Raw genomic sequence first — 20,475 nt, 5'->3', positions numbered from 1 at the left:
GGATTGACCTTGACTTGTTGTACTAATGGTTTTACATGAAACGCAAAACCATTAGTACAACAAAGAATTCTTTTTATATTTCGAATTACTGATAAAAATCTTGCTCAATCATACTGCACAGCGTATGATAAACCAATATATGCAGATTCTGAATTTCATCCGTTCGATCTGCTTCCACAGAAATAAATATATCGGCGTCATTGCGCATCAACCCGCCTTTTGCTCCGCTGAGACCGATAACGGAAACTCCCAGCGTTTTTGCCAGATTGGCAGCATGATGAAGATTCACAGCATTCCCGCTGGTACTGATCGATAACAATACGTCGCCTGGTCTGCTCATGGCATACAATTCCTGTGCGATACTGAGATCAGAATCCTGATAATCGTTTTCAATGGCAGACCGCAGTACCGGATTCAAGCCAAGCACATAAGCACGAAACGCCGGTTCCAGATTTTTAGCAAGGATATCTCCATCCTTCAATTCGGACAATCGTTCTTTGAGCCCATCCGGTATCTGGCGATGAATCTTAAAAGCTTTTCCTAATTCTCCGCTGATATGCAGTGCATCTGCCATACTGCCGCCGTTTCCGGCAAGGAACAGGATTCCGCCTGTTATATAACAATGCCGAATTAATTGATATGCACACGCAATCTGATCTTTGCAGGATTCAAGGGCAGGATGCATTTGGACTGCCTGTTCAAGGATTTGTTTCACATCCATTCGGAGCTTCTCAATCGGATTTATTTGGATTCTTTGGGATTCAATCGGAAAAATATCGCCGCCGGATGTCAACAGTTTGTGCAGATTCGGAATGGTCTGGCGATGATTACCGCAGACATGGAATCCTTTTCCGCCCAACATGACCGGACGGTTAACAATATTTTTACGAGGACGGTAATAATATTGAACTTTATCTTCACCAAGTGGTTCGCGATAGTCTCCGAGATCGACCAAATCGAAGTTGGCGGTAGTAAATACTTTCAGCGGATTGCCCAGATTTCTGGCAATCGAAACCGCCTTTAAAAATACTTCCGGTCCGATAACGGATGATCCAAAATTGAGGAACACACCGCCTTCAAGGTGGCAAATGGATTGACAGAAGATTTTGAAATCCTGACCGGTACCCCAGCCGATGGCAGCGAAATCTGCTGCGGGATGCTGATGAATAATATCGGTACCTACTGCAACATGAACCGTATAGGGAATACCTAATTTCCAGGCATTATATAATAGACTGACGTCCCGATGTTCTGCAAAACAAGCTTCTGTACCGATCATCGCTCCCAATGATTCCCCGATACCCATCCCGTTTTTTGATCCGTATTGAATCGCACGGTTCATCATTGCGCCGGTTTCCTCAGCCATTCCAAAAGTGCCATCCTTCAAAGATTGCGCAACATCTTCACTGGTGTGACCAAGCAGAGCAATTTCAAAATCATGAATCGTAGCCGCACCATTGCTGGCGATATGTTGAATAAAACCTTTCTTCAACAGATCGATAATCACAGGAGCAAGCCCGCATTTAATGACATGGGCGCCTTGCATCCAGACAACCGGTTTACCAGCTCTTCTGGCGGTTAAGATTCGTTCAACAATTTCTCGAAAATCCAAAGTATCAAAAGGTTCGACCGACGAGTTCGGGAAAACAAGGTTTTCTGTTCCAACACGATTTTGACGCGCAGGAAGCGGAACAGTTTTCACTTGATGCAAATCAACAGCTGAATATGGCATGTTTTTCTCCTCATGGTTTTTCAACAGCCATTAATTGATTGTTGAAAACCATATATTCTGCTGAAAATTATAAAATAATAATTCAATCAGAACATTTCAAAAATGGAAAATCCAACAATTTGAAAGATGGAGAGAATATTTCGGGTCAATGTTTGGAATTACTGAATATTGGATGAACCTGTTGCGAAAGCGGACAATTGTATATAAAATGAATCCATATGAACCGCACTTCCTTGAAAGATTTATCAGATTCCATTTTTGATTCGGAAAAAGAAAATGCCCTGTTGACCTGGATCTGGCTCGGATTTCTTCTTATCACCGGTTTGATTCTGTGGGGTTATTTCCTCAATTTTGGCGACATTCCATTTGACTATCATGATTGGGCAGAAGTCAATGCGCCGCGGATAGCATTTTTAAAAGATGCTGTCACAAAAGGGGCGCTTCCGTTACATATGCCCGACGCATCGGCATTACGCGGTGTTACCGATCGCTTTATGGCTTTACCGGATGTCATCTTAAGTCCGCAAATCATACTTCTCAAATGGTTGAGTGTCGGGGATTTTATTCTGGTTCACACCTGGCTGTTGTTCTCCATTGGTTTTTTGGGATTATTTGCGATCAAAAAACATTTTCATCTTTCACTGTTCAGTTTTACCTGGCTTTTTTTCCTTTTCTTTTTCAACGGACACATCTTGTCGCATTATTCTGTAGGTCATGTTACCTGGGGCGGTTACTTCCTATTCTCCTGGTTTATCTGGCTGGTCTTTTGTCTGCTCGATGGAGAAAAAAGCTGGACCTGGGTTGGCAGAACAGCTTTTCTATTATTTTTCATCTTTCTTCAGGGATCATTTCATCAATTTGTTTGGTGTGTAATTTTTCTCGCCATTCTGGCTGTCACCAAATTCAGTGTCCTGATACCGATCTTAAAAGCGGGTATTTTAGCCTGCCTACTTTCAGCAATCCGCATGATCCCTCCCGCGCTGCAGATGGGCGCTTTTGATGATGACTTTCTCGGGGGATATGGAACTCCGCTTGTGATGGCAAAAGCACTGATGCGAATCATCTCACCTGCCGACTCTTTGAACGCGGAAAAAACCGGTGCTGTTCTGGGTTGGTGGGAATTTGATATGTATGTCGGAATTGCCGGTACTGTGTTCCTGATTTTTTTTGGAATCCAGTGGCTGCTGCAACGGAAAAAAGAACATGGCTTTCCAGTATTAATTTTTCCGTTGGCTGCACTCGTATTCTTTTCGATACGAAATTTCTATCAGATCATTCGTTTCACTCAGATTCCGCTTTTTTCAGGAGAACGCGTCAGCGCTCGTTTTCTGATCCTCCCCGTCGTCTTTCTGATCGTAATGGCGTGTACCGCCCTTCAAAACAATCTGCAAATACGGAAATTTCATCGCCTGAAAATTCTTCTTTCATCCTTGTTGCTGGTCATACTGATCATGGAACTATGGAATCATATCAGCGCCTGGAAAGTCCTGAACAGTGTGAAAGCCTTTCCATACACGTATACAAATCTGGCGATCAAGGTGGTCAGCAATCATGACGATCCGCTTTACACCAACGGATTAATCATCGGAGCATTGATATCCGGCATCAGTCTTGCTGGTTGGATCTGGCTGTATTGGCGGGAAAAGAAACAAACAGCAGTGAAATCTGGCAATGAGCATACTGAAAACGATTCAACCGATTGATGCTTGATTGAAACGGTAAACGCTACTGAGATCATGAATTCGAAATAGAAAAAGTCAATCCATATTATTAATTACGATTCAGGAATCTCATATCCATAATCACGGAGTTACTACAGATGGATCTCTGACTGCCTGCATTTCATCGGTTGGCAGAAAAGCGACTCGATCGAGTATCGTTTGCGTATCCTTATCATAAACTACGATATTGACACCATCCACATTCAAACTCTGTTCTTTTTGATTGACCAGGATGCTGGATTTTGTACCTTCGGAAATACCGAGAGCAATATTAAAAATCGTATCATTCGCATAATGCACGAAATGTCCGGAAGTAGACTTTATCACTTTTCCCGCATCGAAGATGCATATCAATCCGTTGCTGGAATTCAAAATATCACTGGGCTCTACTTCACAACGCTGTATCCCTTCCTGAAAATTCGCTTGATGATCCATAACGCTTTGATTAAACGTAATGACTGATATTAAATGCGGATCACCTAATCGCCGTATATATTCGGGGAAAAGCATTGTTGTCTGTAAATTCAGCCGGTTGTCATAATGGAGCGCGTCGGCATTCCAGGAAGAAAATTTCGAATCTTTCCGCCGATCCTCGAGGTGAAAATGTTCCTGTAGATACTGGCTTAAGTATGCAGATACTTTTTTTGCGCCAAATACATTCAGATGCCCGCCATCGACGAAATCGGTTGAATAATCCAGATGGATCTGGTCAACGAGACGATTGAAATCAATCCATGGTATGTCAAATTTATCAGCCAGTTCGGCAATGCCATTCAACTGCATCAGCAAATTTTCTGAAGAAGGTGCAGGTGTTTTAAATAAAACCAGCGGAATTTTTTCTTCCCTGCATAATTCAATGATTTTTATCAAATATTTTTCTGCAGTTGGATGCAGCGGTATCGATTGTGTCGGATAAGGACCTGATCTTTCTTGCGGTTCGGTTTTTAAAGAAAGGACATATCCTTTCTGAATATTGCGATTTCGCGTAAAAGGATATAACAGATCGGTAGAATTCAGTTCGTTTTCCACCAAACGGCGGTGATGATAAATCACTGGAAACAACATTTCCTGTTTCTTCTTGATCTCATCAATCCGCAGAACATCCATGATTTTTGAAAAAGAAAGTGGAATAGGATCCATAGCGAGGTGTGTCGCATGATTTCCCCGGTCGCTCTCAATTAATCCTTCCACATAATCTGTGGCTCCGAGAACCTCGAAAAATATAACAGCGGGTTTTTGTTGTTTCAACGATTGTTTCAAAATACTATAAGAAGCCCAGATTGGCTGGCGATTTGTAACGAGATCAAAACTGGTAATTCCGCTTTGTTTCCAGATTTCCAAAGGATTGACACCACAATAGACATGACTGGTGCCAAGAAAGAAAACATCAATCGTTTTTTTCGGTTCTAATACCAGGTCTTTTGCTGCATTTACTTCCGTCTTAATAAATAGCATCTCATTGACCATCTGGAATGAATAATACAAGAGCACAGAAAATAAAATGGCGGAAACGATCTTTTTCATCATTTGTTTTTCTTCTCATCTACCATTTCGAAATATTGAAATGTTTTTTCTTCTAATTCGAAAGATTGATAAAATATTCGAATTATTTCTCATCAGAACTTCGTGTAAATAAATTGACTGGTATCGACATTGGGACCGTAGATTCCCAGCAGCAGAATTGCAAAAATCCCTGTCAAAATTACAGCCCAGCGAAACCAGAAAGGTTGACGATCCATCTTTTCACATATACTGCCGCTTCTCTGAAGCCAACTGACAGTTACGGAAATAACCAGAGCAATCAGAAGGATCTGCATATTGATTCGGGTTAATCCATATTGATACAGTTGATCATCCAGCAGGATTTGCGGATTGAAGTAAAAGAGGCCTTTAATGAATCCGAATGCATCATGAATCGTGTTCGAGCGGAAAAAAATCCAGGCAAAATCAGTCAGGAAAAAAACCATTACAACACGGAGACTTTTCCAACCAAAAGAGTTTAATTGAAAAGACCGTTGTCCAATTATCGGTTTTAGAACAGATTTGAGAGAAAGCTCAATGAGTTGATAAAAGCCATTGAGAAGTCCCCAAATGATAAAAGTCCAATTTGCGCCGTGCCATAATCCGGACACCAGAAAGACTATCAGGATATTGGCAGCATGGCGTATTTTCCCAACTCGATTTCCCCCCAAAGGGATATAGAGGTAATCTCGAAACCAGCTGGTTAACGAGATATGCCAACGTTTCCAAAATTCTGTCACAGATTTTGAGAAATAGGGACGGAGAAAATTCACGGGTATGGAATAGCCTAAAATTTGAGCAGCACCAATTGCAATATTTGAATAACCGGCAAAATCATAATAAATTTGCAGTCCGAAAAAAACCATCGCGATCCAATTAATGATTCCACCATGTTGAAAAACGACCGGATCATCGAAGACAGAAGCGATGAAAATGGATAACCGATCACCGATCACCATTTTTTGAAAAAATCCCCATAACATCCGCCACATGCCATGTTTAATGCGATCAAAATCAAATTGATGGTTTGTACTGATCTGCGGGAGCATATTTTTTGCTCTTCCAATCGGTCCGGACAGAATTTGCGGAAAGAAAGAAACAAATAAAGCATATTTCAACGGATTCTTTTCCGGATTGATTTTCCCCCGATAAATATCAATGGGATAGGTCAGCGCCTGAAGGATAAAAAAGGAAATACCAATCGGCATAATCCAATTGAATGTAAATTGAATCGGCGGGATTTGTCCGATTCGTAGAATCCGGTTTAAGTTGTAGATCGCGAAATTGGAATATTTATAAAATACAAGGATACCGATATTGAGCAAAACGCACGCAGCAAGAATAATTTTTTGATGGGCGGAGCTATTCCTGATTCGATGATTATGCCTTGCTCCTGCTATGAGATTGCCCCCATACCAGGTTGTAACAGTAACCAGAATTAATAAACCGACCGAATTGATATTCCCGATTCCGTAAAAGCAATAACTGACTAATAGGAGCCAGATCCAGCGATATTTCGACGGGAAAAGATAATAAATCGAACTGACAACCAGAAAAAACAATAAGAATAAGAATGAAGTCAATTGCATGGAGTTTTCCGATGGCAAATAATGCAGTAATTCAAATTTTAGGAAAGCCTTTTGAGAATTGAGAGAAATATTGAAAGTACAGATTCTCTGGACAGCCAAAGCCATATGCGGTTTCATGGGATCACTTTTCAGAGTCAGCCCGATCCTGTTGAGATTATTATACATGAAGAGATCATAATAATAATTTTCCAGCAATAATTCGCTTTAATCGATGAATCATTCATGGATTGAATTGTCATTGCGAGGAGAGTGTCAACCCGAAGAAGTAATCGCTTCTCATATGGCAGAAGATTGTTTCCCCCCCTGCAGGATAATAACAATGACAGGCTTTCTTTGTTTCAATATTTCGAATTGCGGATTTATCAGCGATTTTTATTACAAGGAAGATTCATTTTGAATGCTCAAAAGAAATCCGTTTACGCGAAAACCGGATTTCATCAGGCAGCTTTCAGGCATTACGATTTTCAAGATCCAAGTATTAATACATTTCTAACAATGATTCCAGTCAGCATACTTTATACTAAAGAAGCAGCAATTTGAATCATAAAGAAAATGATTTGCTGATTGATTCGGAAGGCAGGTTTTATTTTCGTATTACTACGAAAGAACACTAAGGATAAACTGGTAAAATAAACCCAGAAAAAAAAGTTTATTAAATAAATTAACCGAACAAGGTTTTAATTTGAAACGTTGCGGATATAAAAATAAAGGAAAAAAAAGAATTAATGGCCGGAATTGACAGATTTACACAAAGAGCACGACGTGTACTGAGCCTTGCCCATCAGGAAGCTGACCAAAACAATGCGGACATGATTGGAACCGAACACATTCTGATCGGTCTGCTGCTGGTGGAAGGATCGACTGCAGGCAAGGTGCTGAAAGATTTAGATCTTACAGCGGATCGCGTTCGTGAAATCTTGTCCCGTATGGACGGGTTTTCTACAGAGAAGAAAGAGAAGAAATCGGAAGAAGTATTATCTCCCGAAGTACAGGATATCTTAAAAAGGGCGGTAATCGAAGGGACTAAAATGGGGCAAGTGTATATCAGCACAGAACACCTGCTGTTAAGCCTGATCGATACACCAGAATCAAAAGCAGTTACAATCCTGAAAAAACTCGGCATCAGTCCGGAACAGGTACGCCGCCAATTAAGAAGAGTATTAGAAGAAGGGACCACTCCTCCGACAGATACACAAGGACAATCTGACACTGCCATTAAACCGGCAAAAAAAGTCAAATCGGATAAGAATGCAAAAAGCAGTTCCCCGTTGATTGATCAGCTTGCTACAGATCTCACTGCCAAAGCTGCAATGGGAAAATTGGATCCTGTGATTGGCCGAAAAAATGAAATTGCGCGGGTAATTCAGATTTTAGCCCGCAGAACCAAAAATAATCCCGCACTCATCGGTGAACCGGGGGTAGGAAAGACAGCCATCGTGGAAGGATTGGCACAGGCAATTGTGGAAGGAAATGTACCGGCACAATTGTTAAACAAACGCGTTCTCCAATTAGATGTCGGATCGATGGTTGCCGGAACGATGTACCGCGGTCAGTTTGAAGACCGTATGAAACGCGTCATCGAAGAGTTGAAAACGACGAAAGCAATTTTATTCATCGATGAAATTCACATGCTGGTAGGAGCCGGAGCATCCGGTTCGACTGTTGATGCAGCAAACATCCTCAAGCCAGCCTTATCGCGCGGAGAAGTTCAAGTTGTCGGAGCCACAACATCCGAAGAGTATCGTAAGAATATCGAGAGTGATGCAGCCCTTGAACGTCGTTTTCAGCCAATTCTGGTCAATGAACCGACAGCCGAAGAAGCCATTGAAATCCTAAAAGGATTGCGTCCCAAATATGAGGAGCATCATCAACTGACAATTTCGGATGAGGCGTTGGAAGCAGCCGTTTCGCTTTCTGTCCGTTATGTATCTGAGCGTTTCCTGCCAGATAAAGCCATCGATTTAATTGATGAGGCATCTTCCCGCGTCCGCATGTATAAGAGCCCGGCGGCAGCCGCTGCCAATCAGCTTATGGCTGACCTCCGAGAAACCAGAAAACTGATGCTGATGGCTGCAGAACAGGGACAAGACGATCAGGCAGCCGAACTGCAGAACCGAGAAGCTCAATTGGAGCAACAGATCGAAGATCAAAGCAAACAATGGGATCGGGATACTGCTCCGACCGTGAATGCGGATGATATTGCAGAAATTGTATCCATGTGGACCGGCATTCCGGTGATGCAAATGGCTGAAAAGGAATCGGAACGGTTGTTGAGAATGGAAGATGAGCTTGGCAAATTGATTATCGGTCAGGATGATGCGATTAAATCCATTGCGCATGCCATCCGCCGATCGCGTTCCGGGTTGAAAGATCCCCATCGCCCCATCGGATCCTTCCTATTTTTAGGTCCAACGGGTGTCGGAAAAACTGAATTGACGAAAGCGCTGGCAAAATTTCTTTTTGGCAGCGAGGATGCACTGATCCAGCTTGATATGTCAGAATTTATGGAACGGCACTCTGCAAGCCGTTTGACAGGCGCTCCTCCGGGATATGTCGGCTACGATGATGCAGGACAGCTGACAGAAGCTATCCGCCGCCGTCCATATTCGATTGTCGTCTTTGATGAGATGGATAAGGCAAATCCGGAAATTCAAAATATTCTGCTGCAAATCATGGAAGAAGGCCAGCTTTCTGATGCCCGCGGCAAGAAAGTCGATTTCAAGAACACAATCATTGTAATGACCTCCAATATTGGTGATGATCTTATCAAACGGCAAAACACGTTTGGATTCTCATTGAAAACCGAAAAAAGTGATGAAGAAAAAGATGATTACAATGAAATGCGTAAAAAGCTGCTTGAACAATTAAAAAAGACCTTCCGGCCGGAATTTGTCAACCGCCTGGACAGCGTGATTGTTTTCCGCATGCTGAATTTAGAAGATATGCAACAGATTACGGAAATTGAAATTCAAAAATTGAATGAACGTCTGAAAGAACAGCAAATCCGTATCTCTGTTACAGAAAGTGCATTAGAAAAACTGACCAGAGATGGATTTGATCCGGAAATGGGTGCCAGACCACTACGCAGAGTCATTCAACAAAAAGTAGAAGACCCGCTTGCGGATGCGCTGCTTGCCCGTCAATTCTCTGAGGGTGATTCCATTCGGATCACGTTGAACGAAGATAATGAGATTGTTTTACGCAAACAATCTGATCGAATCGAAGAAGTCATATAAAAAAAACAACCAGGTGGATTTATTTTTCGAGTGAAAAATAAATCCACTTTTTTATTATTTCACAACAATTTCTACATAAACGGTTTCGCCAAATGATCGGTTATCACTGCCAAAAGCCTTCCAGACCGAACGATAAGTCCCAGGTTCTTTAGGCGCCTGCAATTCTACAGAAAGCTTGCCTTTACTTCCCACAATGACAGATGGAATGGGTACAGAATCAGGCGCGCCCATCTGATCGCCGGAAACAAATCGCAGCCGATATTTTTCATTCCAGTCGCACGATCCATTATTCTGGACTTCCCATTCTTTGAGAAAAACGGACCCTGCTTCCACTTCTGTGCCGTCCTGATAATTGACATCATCCAAATAATAGAAGCTGTTGACGCAATCAGTTTCAATTTCTACTGGTTCTAATGTGGCTGCAATTCTTGTCGGCAGCATGGCTGTTGGAATGACAGTCGGAGTTTCAGTAATTTTTGGGGTACAAGAAGAAAAGAAAAAGCAAAAAGAGATTATTGTCAAAAACATAAAAGTTTTTATCGTACGTATCATAATACATTATCTCCTTGCCAATTCCATTCCCATTTTTGAATAGCTGGCATCATCTCATAGGCTGTCAGATCCAGGTGAATCGGTGTGATACTGACATAACCGCGGGACAGTTCTCCGCAATCTGTTCCTTCATCCTCATCACCATAGGGTGGCAGTCCGCCAAACCAATAATAAGGGCGTCCAAACGGATCCACACAAGAAACCAGTTCATCCCGATAATATCTGGATCCGCCGCGAGTAATCTTGTATCCCCGAATCTGAGAAAGCGGTAAATACGGAATATTGACATTTAATATCGTGAAGGGAGGTAATTCATGCTTCAGATATGTTTGAACGACATGTATGATGATTTCTTTTGCAGCAGAAAAATCGATTTGATCTGGTTTGACTTTATTGGCATCGATGGAAAATGCAATGCCCTTCATATTCCAAATGGTTGCTTCCAGAGCGCTGGTAACCGTTCCAGAATAAGTAATATCCCGGCTGACATTCGCTGTTGGATTGATTCCAGTGAGAACCAGGTCAACTCTTTTTTTCAAAAAACCCAGTCCAACCAGAGCAGTACAGTCCGAAGGTCCCCCATCTGTCATGTAAGCGGATATACCATTGTCAAAAGGGACCTGTTCAACACGAAGGGGTCTTCCCAGCGCCTTTTGATGACCGGATGCTGACCAATTCTTATCCGGAGCGATGACCGTTACATTCCCGATCTTGCTTGCTGCTTGTGCCAGTGCGCAGAGTCCAGGCGCATGGATACCATCATCATTGGTTACAAGTATTTCTAAAGGATCTTTCATTCACTCCTCGTAGGATATTCATTTTTCACCGGAAAAAATTTTACTACTAAATCATCAGCGATTCGAAATATGGACATTCTTTTTAAATAACGAGAGAAATTGTTGTTATGTTGTTTTTACAATCCGTGCAAAAACAACACAACAACATATAATTCCTACCCTATTTAGAATTGCTGTAAAAACATGATCCTTCCCATTTTTCGCACGAAAGCATCATTTTTAAACCAATCAATTCAAATATTCATTCAAAAGGATGAGATTGGTTATTCTGCAAAAAATTTCTGTAAATTATCGCTGTAGCAATTTAATTTTACAATAACTTTTTATTTCGTCCCGATTTTTCAGGCAATTCCCACCAAATCAAGAGATCAAAATATCCATAACGCTTTCGGATTATCGGAAGCGCTATCTGTTGTTCACTCTTCTTTTCGTGGTTGAATTCGATCGATATTCATTTAGATTCAGAGACAGTATACAGACAATAAGGTTCATAATAACCGGCGCTGCAGCCAACCTGTCTGCATAGTCCGGTTTGTACACACTTATCAAGTACAACCGCCGAATCCTGAGAGTGATTTTGAATTTGTTCTGGAATTAAGATATATCGAATGGTACCCTTGGAAAGAAGCCATTCAAAAGCTGGTGCGTCGGAAAAATCAGCCATTTCGCAGCAATCTTTATATCCGCTCAGGAAATACGCCGGATAATCCGTCAGGATATCCTTTTCATGGTGTTCTTCACCAATAATTCCATAGAGCAATTCTTCATTCAGTTCTTTGCCAAAAAGTTCCCGTTGTTTTAACCGCTGCACTTCTGACAGTTCCGCTTCCGGTAATAAAAACCAGAGGCCAATCAGCAGGGCGACGATCAGCAAAGTCAGCGGAATCCAGACTTTTATTTGACTGATTTTCCTCATACCGGTTAAGTCCGCTATCCAACGGATTCCGCCATCCACTGCCATACCGGAAGAAAGCGCGATGAAAGGCAGAGCACAGGCAAGATTTCGGGCATCATAAGAGAAAAAGGCAGCCCAGACAATTACTAATGGCCAGGAACACAAAAAGAAAGGAAGCCGATATCGTTTGGGGATCAGCGGCAGTCCGATTATGCTAAGTATAAAAAAGACAACATATTTTCCCAAAGATTGCCGGGCTAAAAACAGTTTATGAGACCATTCATAACGTTCGTTGAATTGTCTGATTCCATCTGCCAGCAGTTCGCCGCTTGCTGGATCAGGAACTCTGCTGTTAATCCAGCAGAGCAAATACCAAGGCAGAACGACCATGCAGGGAATCAACAGGATGAGAAAAAATTTTCTACGGCTGATACAAGCAATGCCATCTTTCAGCCAAATAGCTGCGAAAAATGGTGTCAGAGCCAGAATCATCAATCCAGCCTGTTTTGTAATGGCGGCTCCGGAAGCAAAAACAACTGCGAGAATAATTGTCTGGAACTGTCCAAATTTGTCCTTTTCAATACCTTTCAGGAGCGTATACACAGCCAGCAAGCTCATAAAGGATACCGGCACATCCATGTATCCATCCGCAATTTGATCGCCCATCAATTTTTTCATCATGTATCGCGCAATAACTGCAGCAATAAAAAATCCACTTTCTCGTTTTTGAAAACCCAGATCGAATAACATCACAAATATCAGTAAAAAGAAAACTGGCGGAATCAAGGTGTTAAAAAGCTGAACTGCATCCTTACCTTGCAGTACATAGCTCAGAGACCAATTTGTCGGAACCAACTGAGGATAAGCACCATGACTGACAGGAATTAGATTCTGAGCCCAGCTTTCGGCAAAGGTATTCCAGGAAAAAAGTGTGTCCTGACCGCTGAAGATCGTCCCGAAATTCAACCTCCAGACATGCAAACCCCAGAGCACAGCGGACACTGCGCTGCAGCCAAACACAATCCAGATTCCGAAAGAAAGGATCGAATAAACTCCCTTATTGTTCGGTACCATCTGATGAAAAGGATTGAGTTCCGAGACAAACGCGGCATAGAATCTTTGGATCATTGCAGAAAACGGCTGGCGCAAACTGCTGCGAAAAAGGTATACCAGCAAGAAGATTTCCAAAGCTATCAAGATGAGTACAACCAGCCGGATATAAATACCTGCCACAGTGAGGAGAAAGACAGCCAGATAATTCACCAGCAAACTGAGCGGGAAGCAATAAATCATGCGCTCTACAAGTCCGCCGCGAACTTTTAACGCTTTGATCAGGATCAAGCCGGGTAATGCCAAAATCTGTAACAAGCCAAGGGTTCCAAAAAAGATCATTTATGAATCCTGATTTAATTGGTATATCGTTCCGTCATCCCCGTCAAAGACAACTTGCAGGTTTTCGAGTAAAGTGGAAATCCTGGTTTTCGTATTTTCGCCATAAATTCCCTGCATCTGATCCTCAAAGGAATCGAAAACGACCAGCAGCGCTTCGCCTCTCTGAAATGCGGCACGCCCAAAATCCGTCGCTTTTACGGGACCCGTTTCATAATGGTAAAAATCCGGATCGGGTTCCTGAACATAAACCTCATGCATCGGCCAGGATGTGCGATTCATTAAAAATAAAAGAGCTGTCTCTTCATTCGTGACGATCAACTGATCCTGAGGGACATTCTCCCTCAGATAATCAACCACATCCGATTCCTTCCAGCGAACTGCATGATACCCCAATCCGTCAATCGCATTCTGATGAGCGATGCGGATGGCTCTTAAGCCATAGAAAGCCGTAAAACCAAACAACAGAATCATGCTGATGACACGCAGATACGGCTTTTTTTTCAGTGCCATATCGATCCAGGCAAAGAGAATTGCCAGCAGCCACAGAAATGCAACATGGATCGGTGTAAACATGCGGGGTCCGATCGTAATGGGAGGGAACGTCATCACAGAGACGCCAAAGATCACGATCCAATAGATAAAATAGAATCCGCTCAATATCAATAGCATGTTGTCCATGCGGGGAATCCATTGTTCAGGAACCGAGGATCGTTTCCGAAGATTCCGGAAAATACCGTATAGCAGACTTACAAGAGGCAGCAGAATCACAAGAACATAAAGAATTTCATTTATCCATGCCGGATAAACAGGATTTTCGATCCAGGAATCAGGGATCAGCCATTGCAGGAAAACTGATTTCATTTGTTCGTTGAAACGAGTCATTTCCGCATTAAAGTCTGTGCTCTGCATCATGCTGCGGGACGCTACAGTGGCTGTTTTTTGCAGATCATAAACAAGCCACAGAATCATGGGAAATATAGAAATCAACCCAAATTGAAAAGCGCTGCTGATCCTTTTTTTCAGCTCCTGCTTTTGGAAACAAAGCAGAAAAATGCCCCCCATAGCGATATAAGCCGCAGCACTATATCGGGTCAGAAATGACAAACCGCAGCAGATCGCGCTGCCGATAAGAGATCGTGGTGTGTGGTATTCAAGATAGCGATCGAATAAAATCAAACCGGTCGTGCCCAGAAAAATGCACAACGGCTCGGACATCGCCCAGGAATAGGCCGGGATAAGGATCGGGGAACATGCCAGCAGCAAGCTTCCCAAAAAACTCGCCACTGTATTTTTCGTCGTTCTCTTGATCCATAGACCGATTAGGATGATCGTCAGTGTAAAGAGAACTATATTGAGTATTCCGGCTATTTTGGCGATGGAAAATCCAAGCAAGCCAAAGAAAGCCAGGAATAAGGGATAAAACGGGGGAAAATATGGCAGCAATCGGAAATCTCCAGCCGGATTGACCAAACCCAACCCGTTGCCGGCAAGCAGATTTTTTGCTGAGGTAATATAAATCACTGCATCGCCACCCACACCGGGTCCAAGCCGCATACTCACAGCCAGCATGTAAATGCCAACCGCAGCCGCAGTGATTACTGCGAATTTCTCAAGGATTCTTTCAACCATTTGCATTCCGCGCATTCTTCCTCTCGATTCAGATACACAATCACATCGCCGAATGTTCCTGCCAATTTCAGCCCGCTTTTATCACAAGCAGCCAGCAGCGCATCCAGACTTTCCCAGCCGAATTCATCATCACTACGCTGAATAGCAGCTTCTACCTCTCGCTTCTCAATTAGAAAATACTCAACTCCCAACTGATTTGCCTCAGCCAGCGATTCTCTCGAAGGAAAAGTCTCCATCAAGCCTTTGATAGCACTGTATTGAGGAGGAGGAAAGGCATTAAAAAATCCGCCAATAAAAGGCTTTTCATGATATAGCGTATAATACGTGCCAGCCTGGTCATCGTTCAGATAGAAAGGAATCCGCATCACGGAACCTTTCCCCGGCTGCGCGGCAAGCCATTCATCAACCGGACGTGGTTTAATTTCCGAGAATTGCTGAATCGGTTCCGGAAAGAATTCAAATAGGATCAAACAGACGGTTATGACCGTAACGATCCAGCGTTGATTGGATTTTATTCGTCTCAGCAGCTCAGCAAAACCAAATCCGGCTCCGCAGGCGATGAGAATCAATGTAAATAGACCAAATCGCATCATGGCGCGAAGCTTTCCAAAAAATGGAAAGAATTTGAAGAAAACAAATCCCGGCAATATGAGAGGAATCGTTTCACGATCCAGACGAGCCTGCAGGAAAACCGGAAGCGATATTTCGACCGGAGTGCCATTCCAATGCAGATCCGTCCCCATCGCAAACACCAGACCGGTGATCGTCCCGCTCAAGATTATCGACCATACCCAGGATGTTCCTCCCTTTTTATGAATCAACCCATAGATCATAAGTCCCAGAGCGATGACGCCGACATACAAGGTCGCTTCATTCCAAAGATCCCGATTAAAATGACTTCCAACCCATTCGCCAAATGCGAAATGCATGGTTCCCGGGAGCAGAAAATCAGTCAATCCAGCGGAATACATTCTTGCCGCACCCCAATCACGGTCAGGCATCCCACCTGATCCTGCCAAAGCCAAGAATGGCAATTCCGCTGCAGCCACTAAGGGTATCGAAAACAGAATAAAAAATCCCAATGAAAGCCAGGTATTCCGATCTTTCAGACGCTGTTTTTCAATGAACAGAAATTGGATCAAGAGCTGAAATCCAGCAATCAGACATAACATAAAGAAATAGTATTGTGAACACAGAGCGGTCAAACTTAAACCGAGCGCTGCCAGAAAAGCGGATTTTTTCCGAATCTGATTCAATCCCGGCTTCAGCAGGTCAAACCATCCCCAGAAAAACAGGGGTATCCATTGTGTGCCGGACAAATTCAGATGGCCGATCAGAAAATGTGCCTGCCGATAAGGGAGACAGGCAAAAATTGTCCCGCTGATCAGTCCAGCCCAGTTCGAACCCGTCAAATGACGCACCCAATAACACATCAATAAACCGGACAGGACGAAACTCACCAACAGTGACATGTTGTATCCGAAAGTTTCACCGCCAATTAAAGAAAACGGCAATGCCTGCACCAATTGCGCCGGCGCCATTTCTGTCCGCGCCATGTTCCAGCCTTCCGGGTAATTCAGAAACGAAACGTTCAAAGGATTGGTATGGAGAACAAATAGCGCTTTCTGCAGCCATCCGATCATCCAGATGAAATAGATGTTATCGCCAATCTCGCCAGCTATTTCGCGAAAAATATGCTGACACAGCGGCCAGGTAAAAGCAACTGCCAGTATGCAGAACCACAGCAGGAAGAATAAAAATGGTTTTTTGCGCAAAGAATTATACAAGAGCCTTCACCTCTGCTATTGGAATCATTCGCTTTTCATTCCAGGAATGTTTCAAAGCAATTACCATCTGTTCCGTGATCACACCGTCATCCAGTGTGCAAGATGGATCGGCTTCACCTTTTGTCACAGCGATGAAATGCCGCATCTCATCCAGAAACAGCCAGTTACGTTCAAATCCTTCCTGCTGCTGAAATGTCTGTTCTGAAGGAAGTGTTGTTTTATGAATGGTCACGATTCCAGTCTGATTATCCCAATGGAGGACGCCATCGGATCCGACAACTTCCATTTCATTATTGCCAGGCCTGCGGAAATAATCCAGATGAACGGTACCGACCATACCATTGTCCAACTGCAGTCCAATTTCAGCAAGGTCATCCACCGAGATTTCCAGATCACTGATTTTTCCGCTGAAACCCCACAGCATGGACACTTCTCCAAACAGCCAGCGGATATAATCCAAAGGATGGCATAATGTCAGCGCAGCGCCGCCGCCCAGATCCGAGCGCGCGCTGTAACTTTTTCGATAATCTTCCCATGGGTGCCATCCCGGCAGATATTCTCCCCAGGATACTCTGAAATACAGCGGACGTCCGATACTGCCCGATCCCATTAATTCGCGCGCTTTGATCAAACCGGGATGAAACCGATATTGAAAACCCATTAAGAGCTTTCCTTTCCCATCGGATAACGCGGTTTTCAACTCTGAAATCCGCTCTAGGCTGTTAGAAATCGGTTTTTCCATCAGAATCGAACAGCCGGCTCTGGCTGCCGGAATAGCAGCATCCAGATGGAAAGCAGTCGGATTAGCGATGATTACACCATCCGGCTTCTGTTTCAACGCCTCTTCAATATCGGTTACCACCGGAATATGCCGGATTTCATCCTCTGGCAATGTGCTTTGATGGGATCGCAGCAGAAACAAATCATTTTCTCCGCATAACTGCAGATTTCGTAAATGCCTTCTGCCAATAGAACCGTATCCTGCAATCAGAAATTTCATTGTATTTCCCTCCTGACAATCGGGCAATCGCTGCCCGAAAACCTATTTTTTTCCGTAATAGACAACATCACTATTGTTCCGTTCAACCAACACGCGTTCGGCAACGGATGTAGCGCCGTTTTCATGTCCGATCATCCAGATGGTTGCACCATCCGGAAAATATTCCGGAACTGAATCGGTTTTTAATTCGATGGTGCCAAAACCATTCGGCGCCAAAGTCAGAAATACCAGCCGTCCATATGCAGCAACCCCATAGCCTTGTTTCGCACTTTCCGGTTCCCCTTCACCCGCTGCATAATAACGCGGATATATTGCGATTGCTTTATTCACGATCAAGCCTTCTTTGTCAAAATCAGAAGCAGCCACATGCAATTTCGCAAAAACTTCTTCCTTTGTAGCCGGAATAAATCGCATAGGAATCCATTTTTCACTGAGCGGCAAAGATAAACCGATGATTAAAAAAATCAATAGCCAGACTGCACTTTTCCTGGTCAGGTTCACCGATTTTTCTTTTACAGCTTCGTCTGCATCTTTCCTGATCTCTAAAATCTGTTCATGTCCGCTCAGACGAACCATCATCATCATCCATTCCGCCAGACCAATCGAAAAATATAAGAAAAGAATCCAATCTACCGGTATCAGATATCTCCCGGCGGAATAACGTCCGACAGCCGTGCTGAGATTATATAACAGGCATATCAAAATCGGAATCAGACCGCTGCCCGAATTTTTTTTCATCCCGGCTGCAATACCCAATCCGATGACTGCATAGGACAACCCCAGAAAAATGAGATGATAGCTGCTGAGATTGGCGCTGTCCAATGTCTCCCAAAAAGCCGTCCGAGGTTTTATGATATCTTCGGGAGCAGTAAGTTCATCTCGCAGCGGGAATAAACGCAGGTTGCTGATTTCGTTATTCGCAAAATGAGCGCCAATAAAAGCCAAAATCTCTCTTGGATATGTCTGAATTGATTTTCGAATCACATCCGTCAGCATATCAGAATACTCGGCATCATTCATCCCGTCAGAGCGCGTCATATCCAATCCGCCCAAATTATAACTGGCTGCCATTTCACCGGTTTGTGTCATCGGGTGATCAAAAATAAAACTGCCCGTAATGCGCTGGTTCCGGATCAGCCATGGCGTTAGACAGCAAAGAATGGCAATCGTAAAAAATCCGCCTTCCAGGAACCCGTATTTGCGATCCTTTCGGATCCCCGCCAGCATTACAGGAATCGCCACAAACAACAAGGAAAGGCTTTGTGTCCGAATCAGTGTCATGATTCCCAGACTACCGCCGGATAATAATGCATAAAAAAGTGATTCCGCTGAATTTTGTTTCCGCTTGTTCAGCCAGCGGATCAACATCCACACGAAAAAGGCACAAGCCAGCGCTGTTGGTAAATCGGAAAAGAAATATTTCGTCGTAGAAACATTGTGACCAAACGGAGCGCTGAGTATGGCGTTGGTTTCCCGCAGGATGACCAGCCAGGCTGCGCCGATTCCAGCGCTCACACTATGCAGGTCTTTGCCTATCAGATATACCAGAACCGGCAGCAATGCCAGCAAGAGTGTCTGTAAAAGGATCACGGATTGATATTGATTTCCGGCTATTAAATGGAAGATTGCTAAAATCAAAATATAGAGCGGCCGTGGTGGAATATCATCCCCTTTGAAACCCATCCCTTCCGCCAAACTGCGTGCATAATGGCCATAAAATGAGCCATCCGAAAACGGATATACTTCATAATTCGGTGCTCTGCCCGGAGGAGAAAAAAAGCCCTCCTGATTGGGTATACTCAACCAGATTCCGACTGCAAGCAGCCAGATCAGGAGCGGAAGCAAACGGATTATCGAGTGCGGAATCTTTTTGGCTCTCCATTGGTCCAAGATAATCCATATCAGGCTGAAAAGAAATCCTGCCAAAAGATGCCACTCCAGTAGCGGCACTGTCGGTTTTCCAAAGAAGTTGTTATCCTTCACCAATCCGATCCGCGTCCGATACACATAGATCCCTGCAGCGAGTCCAATCAGGATTAACACGAAAAATCGTCGCCATAATCCGGATTCTGAACGATAAGCGAATTTGAATTGCGGAGCTGAATCCAGCAGCAGGAACAATAAGATTTGAAGACAGATAAGGACAACCCATAGCAGCAACGGGAACAAGCGTTGATAAGCAGCCTGCCAGGTATAGAGTCCTGTGGAATGATACAGAAGCCACAAGGTCCTTAATCCGCTGACTACACCGAGGATCAGCAGTTGAGACCATATGAGCAAGAAGAAACGGATAGAAGCAATCCGGAGCTTGGATTGAACCCATCCAAAAAAATGCTTGTTGATTAGCGGGAAAAGATATTTAATAATTCCAGCCATAGTCAGCAAAATCAGGAAAATACGAATCTTGCTGAAAGAGAAAAGCTGTCCTTCACCGCTGCCGCCCGGAGAAAAAAGGTAAAATCCGAGGCATAGGATCCCTTCAGCTAATGACAAGCGATAAAACCATTTCATCTTTCTGGAATCCATTTAACCGTCCATCTCTTCTATTCCATCAGAAAAATTGATATCCAATGAATCTAAGCCAAAATTTTGCAGCAATATAAATATAAGATTTTATGTATATG

Annotated in this window: 12 protein-coding genes; 2 read left to right on the top strand and 10 right to left on the bottom strand. The window is 43.4% G+C overall.

What is annotated here, in order from left to right; genetic code table 11:
* Positions 1-85: 85 nt before the first annotated feature.
* Entirely contained in the window at positions 86-1,732 is a 1,647-nt protein-coding gene (locus ATC1_RS14880) for a D-sedoheptulose-7-phosphate isomerase (RefSeq protein ID WP_172667697.1), read from the bottom strand.
* A gap of 218 nt (positions 1,733-1,950) precedes the next feature.
* Here ATC1_RS14880 and ATC1_RS02505 point away from each other — a divergent pair, with 218 nt between their 5' ends.
* Complete coding sequence (locus ATC1_RS02505; RefSeq protein ID WP_062278091.1) at positions 1,951-3,435, top strand: hypothetical protein; 1,485 nt, start codon at positions 1,951-1,953, stop codon at positions 3,433-3,435.
* A gap of 99 nt (positions 3,436-3,534) precedes the next feature.
* Here the strand turns inward: ATC1_RS02505 and ATC1_RS02500 are convergent, their stop codons facing one another.
* Together ATC1_RS02500 and ATC1_RS02495 are read right to left on the bottom strand one after the other, a co-directional pair.
* Positions 3,535-4,980 (bottom strand): SGNH/GDSL hydrolase family protein, encoded by a 1,446-nt coding sequence (locus ATC1_RS02500; RefSeq protein WP_062278089.1) that lies wholly within the window; start codon positions 4,978-4,980, stop codon positions 3,535-3,537.
* Positions 4,981-5,069: 89 nt separating this feature from the next.
* Positions 5,070-6,728 carry an MBOAT family O-acyltransferase gene (locus ATC1_RS02495; RefSeq protein WP_062278087.1) on the bottom strand — a complete coding sequence of 553 codons (1,659 nt, stop codon included), beginning with the start codon at positions 6,726-6,728 and terminating at the stop codon, positions 5,070-5,072.
* A gap of 560 nt (positions 6,729-7,288) precedes the next feature.
* Here ATC1_RS02495 and ATC1_RS02485 point away from each other — a divergent pair.
* Positions 7,289-9,799, top strand: coding sequence for an ATP-dependent Clp protease ATP-binding subunit (locus ATC1_RS02485; protein ID WP_062278084.1), 2,511 nt, complete (start codon positions 7,289-7,291; stop codon positions 9,797-9,799).
* Positions 9,800-9,853: 54 nt separating this feature from the next.
* Here the strand turns inward: ATC1_RS02485 and ATC1_RS02480 are convergent, their stop codons facing one another.
* From ATC1_RS02480 to ATC1_RS02450, 7 genes are all read right to left on the bottom strand, one after another.
* Complete coding sequence (locus ATC1_RS02480) at positions 9,854-10,351, bottom strand: NBR1-Ig-like domain-containing protein (protein ID WP_062278081.1); 498 nt, start codon at positions 10,349-10,351, stop codon at positions 9,854-9,856.
* Positions 10,348-11,148 carry a 5'/3'-nucleotidase SurE gene (gene surE / locus ATC1_RS02475; protein WP_062278078.1) on the bottom strand — a complete coding sequence of 267 codons (801 nt, stop codon included), beginning with the start codon at positions 11,146-11,148 and terminating at the stop codon, positions 10,348-10,350. The genes ATC1_RS02480 and surE overlap by 4 nt, the downstream gene beginning before the upstream one ends.
* A 451-nt stretch (positions 11,149-11,599) precedes the next feature.
* Positions 11,600-13,435, bottom strand: a complete 1,836-nt coding sequence (locus ATC1_RS02470; protein ID WP_062278075.1) for a hypothetical protein — start codon at positions 13,433-13,435, stop codon at positions 11,600-11,602.
* Positions 13,436-15,064, bottom strand: coding sequence for an ArnT family glycosyltransferase (locus ATC1_RS02465; protein ID WP_172667695.1), 1,629 nt, complete (start codon positions 15,062-15,064; stop codon positions 13,436-13,438).
* Positions 15,031-16,851: a hypothetical protein gene (locus ATC1_RS02460; RefSeq protein WP_062278069.1), complete on the bottom strand. Its 1,821-nt coding sequence runs from the start codon at positions 16,849-16,851 to the stop codon at positions 15,031-15,033. Before ATC1_RS02460 ends, ATC1_RS02465 begins: the two co-directional genes overlap by 34 nt.
* On the bottom strand, positions 16,844-17,851 hold the full coding sequence (locus ATC1_RS02455) for a Gfo/Idh/MocA family protein (RefSeq protein ID WP_062278066.1): 1,008 nt from the start codon (positions 17,849-17,851) through the stop codon (positions 16,844-16,846). The genes ATC1_RS02460 and ATC1_RS02455 overlap by 8 nt, the downstream gene beginning before the upstream one ends.
* Before the next feature lie 42 nt (positions 17,852-17,893).
* A complete protein-coding gene (locus tag ATC1_RS02450) occupies positions 17,894-20,377 on the bottom strand; it encodes a hypothetical protein (RefSeq protein WP_062278063.1) in 2,484 nt (827 codons plus the stop codon).
* Positions 20,378-20,475: the final 98 nt, after the last annotated feature.

It is taken from the genome of Flexilinea flocculi, assembly GCF_001192795.1.
Classification (GTDB): Bacteria; Chloroflexota; Anaerolineae; order Anaerolineales; family Anaerolineaceae; genus Flexilinea; species Flexilinea flocculi.
The sequence above is the reverse complement of the archived record's forward strand: the minus strand, read 5'-3'. Positions and strand labels throughout refer to the sequence as shown.

Excerpts from the sequence above, each read along its gene's own strand:
- ATC1_RS14880 (WP_172667697.1), bottom strand. The coding sequence starts at position 1,732 with ATGCCATATTCAGCTGTTGATTTGCATCAAGTGAAAACTGTTCCGCTT.
- ATC1_RS02505 (WP_062278091.1), top strand. The coding sequence starts at position 1,951 with ATGAACCGCACTTCCTTGAAAGATTTATCAGATTCCATTTTTGATTCG.
- ATC1_RS02500 (WP_062278089.1), bottom strand. The coding sequence starts at position 4,980 with ATGATGAAAAAGATCGTTTCCGCCATTTTATTTTCTGTGCTCTTGTAT.
- ATC1_RS02495 (WP_062278087.1), bottom strand. The coding sequence starts at position 6,728 with ATGTATAATAATCTCAACAGGATCGGGCTGACTCTGAAAAGTGATCCC.
- ATC1_RS02485 (WP_062278084.1), top strand. The coding sequence starts at position 7,289 with ATGGCCGGAATTGACAGATTTACACAAAGAGCACGACGTGTACTGAGC.
- ATC1_RS02480 (WP_062278081.1), bottom strand. The coding sequence starts at position 10,351 with ATGATACGTACGATAAAAACTTTTATGTTTTTGACAATAATCTCTTTT.
- surE (WP_062278078.1), bottom strand. The coding sequence starts at position 11,148 with ATGAAAGATCCTTTAGAAATACTTGTAACCAATGATGATGGTATCCAT.
- ATC1_RS02470 (WP_062278075.1), bottom strand. The coding sequence starts at position 13,435 with ATGATCTTTTTTGGAACCCTTGGCTTGTTACAGATTTTGGCATTACCC.
- ATC1_RS02465 (WP_172667695.1), bottom strand. The coding sequence starts at position 15,064 with ATGGTTGAAAGAATCCTTGAGAAATTCGCAGTAATCACTGCGGCTGCG.
- ATC1_RS02455 (WP_062278066.1), bottom strand. The coding sequence starts at position 17,851 with ATGAAATTTCTGATTGCAGGATACGGTTCTATTGGCAGAAGGCATTTA.
- ATC1_RS02450 (WP_062278063.1), bottom strand. The coding sequence starts at position 20,377 with ATGGATTCCAGAAAGATGAAATGGTTTTATCGCTTGTCATTAGCTGAA.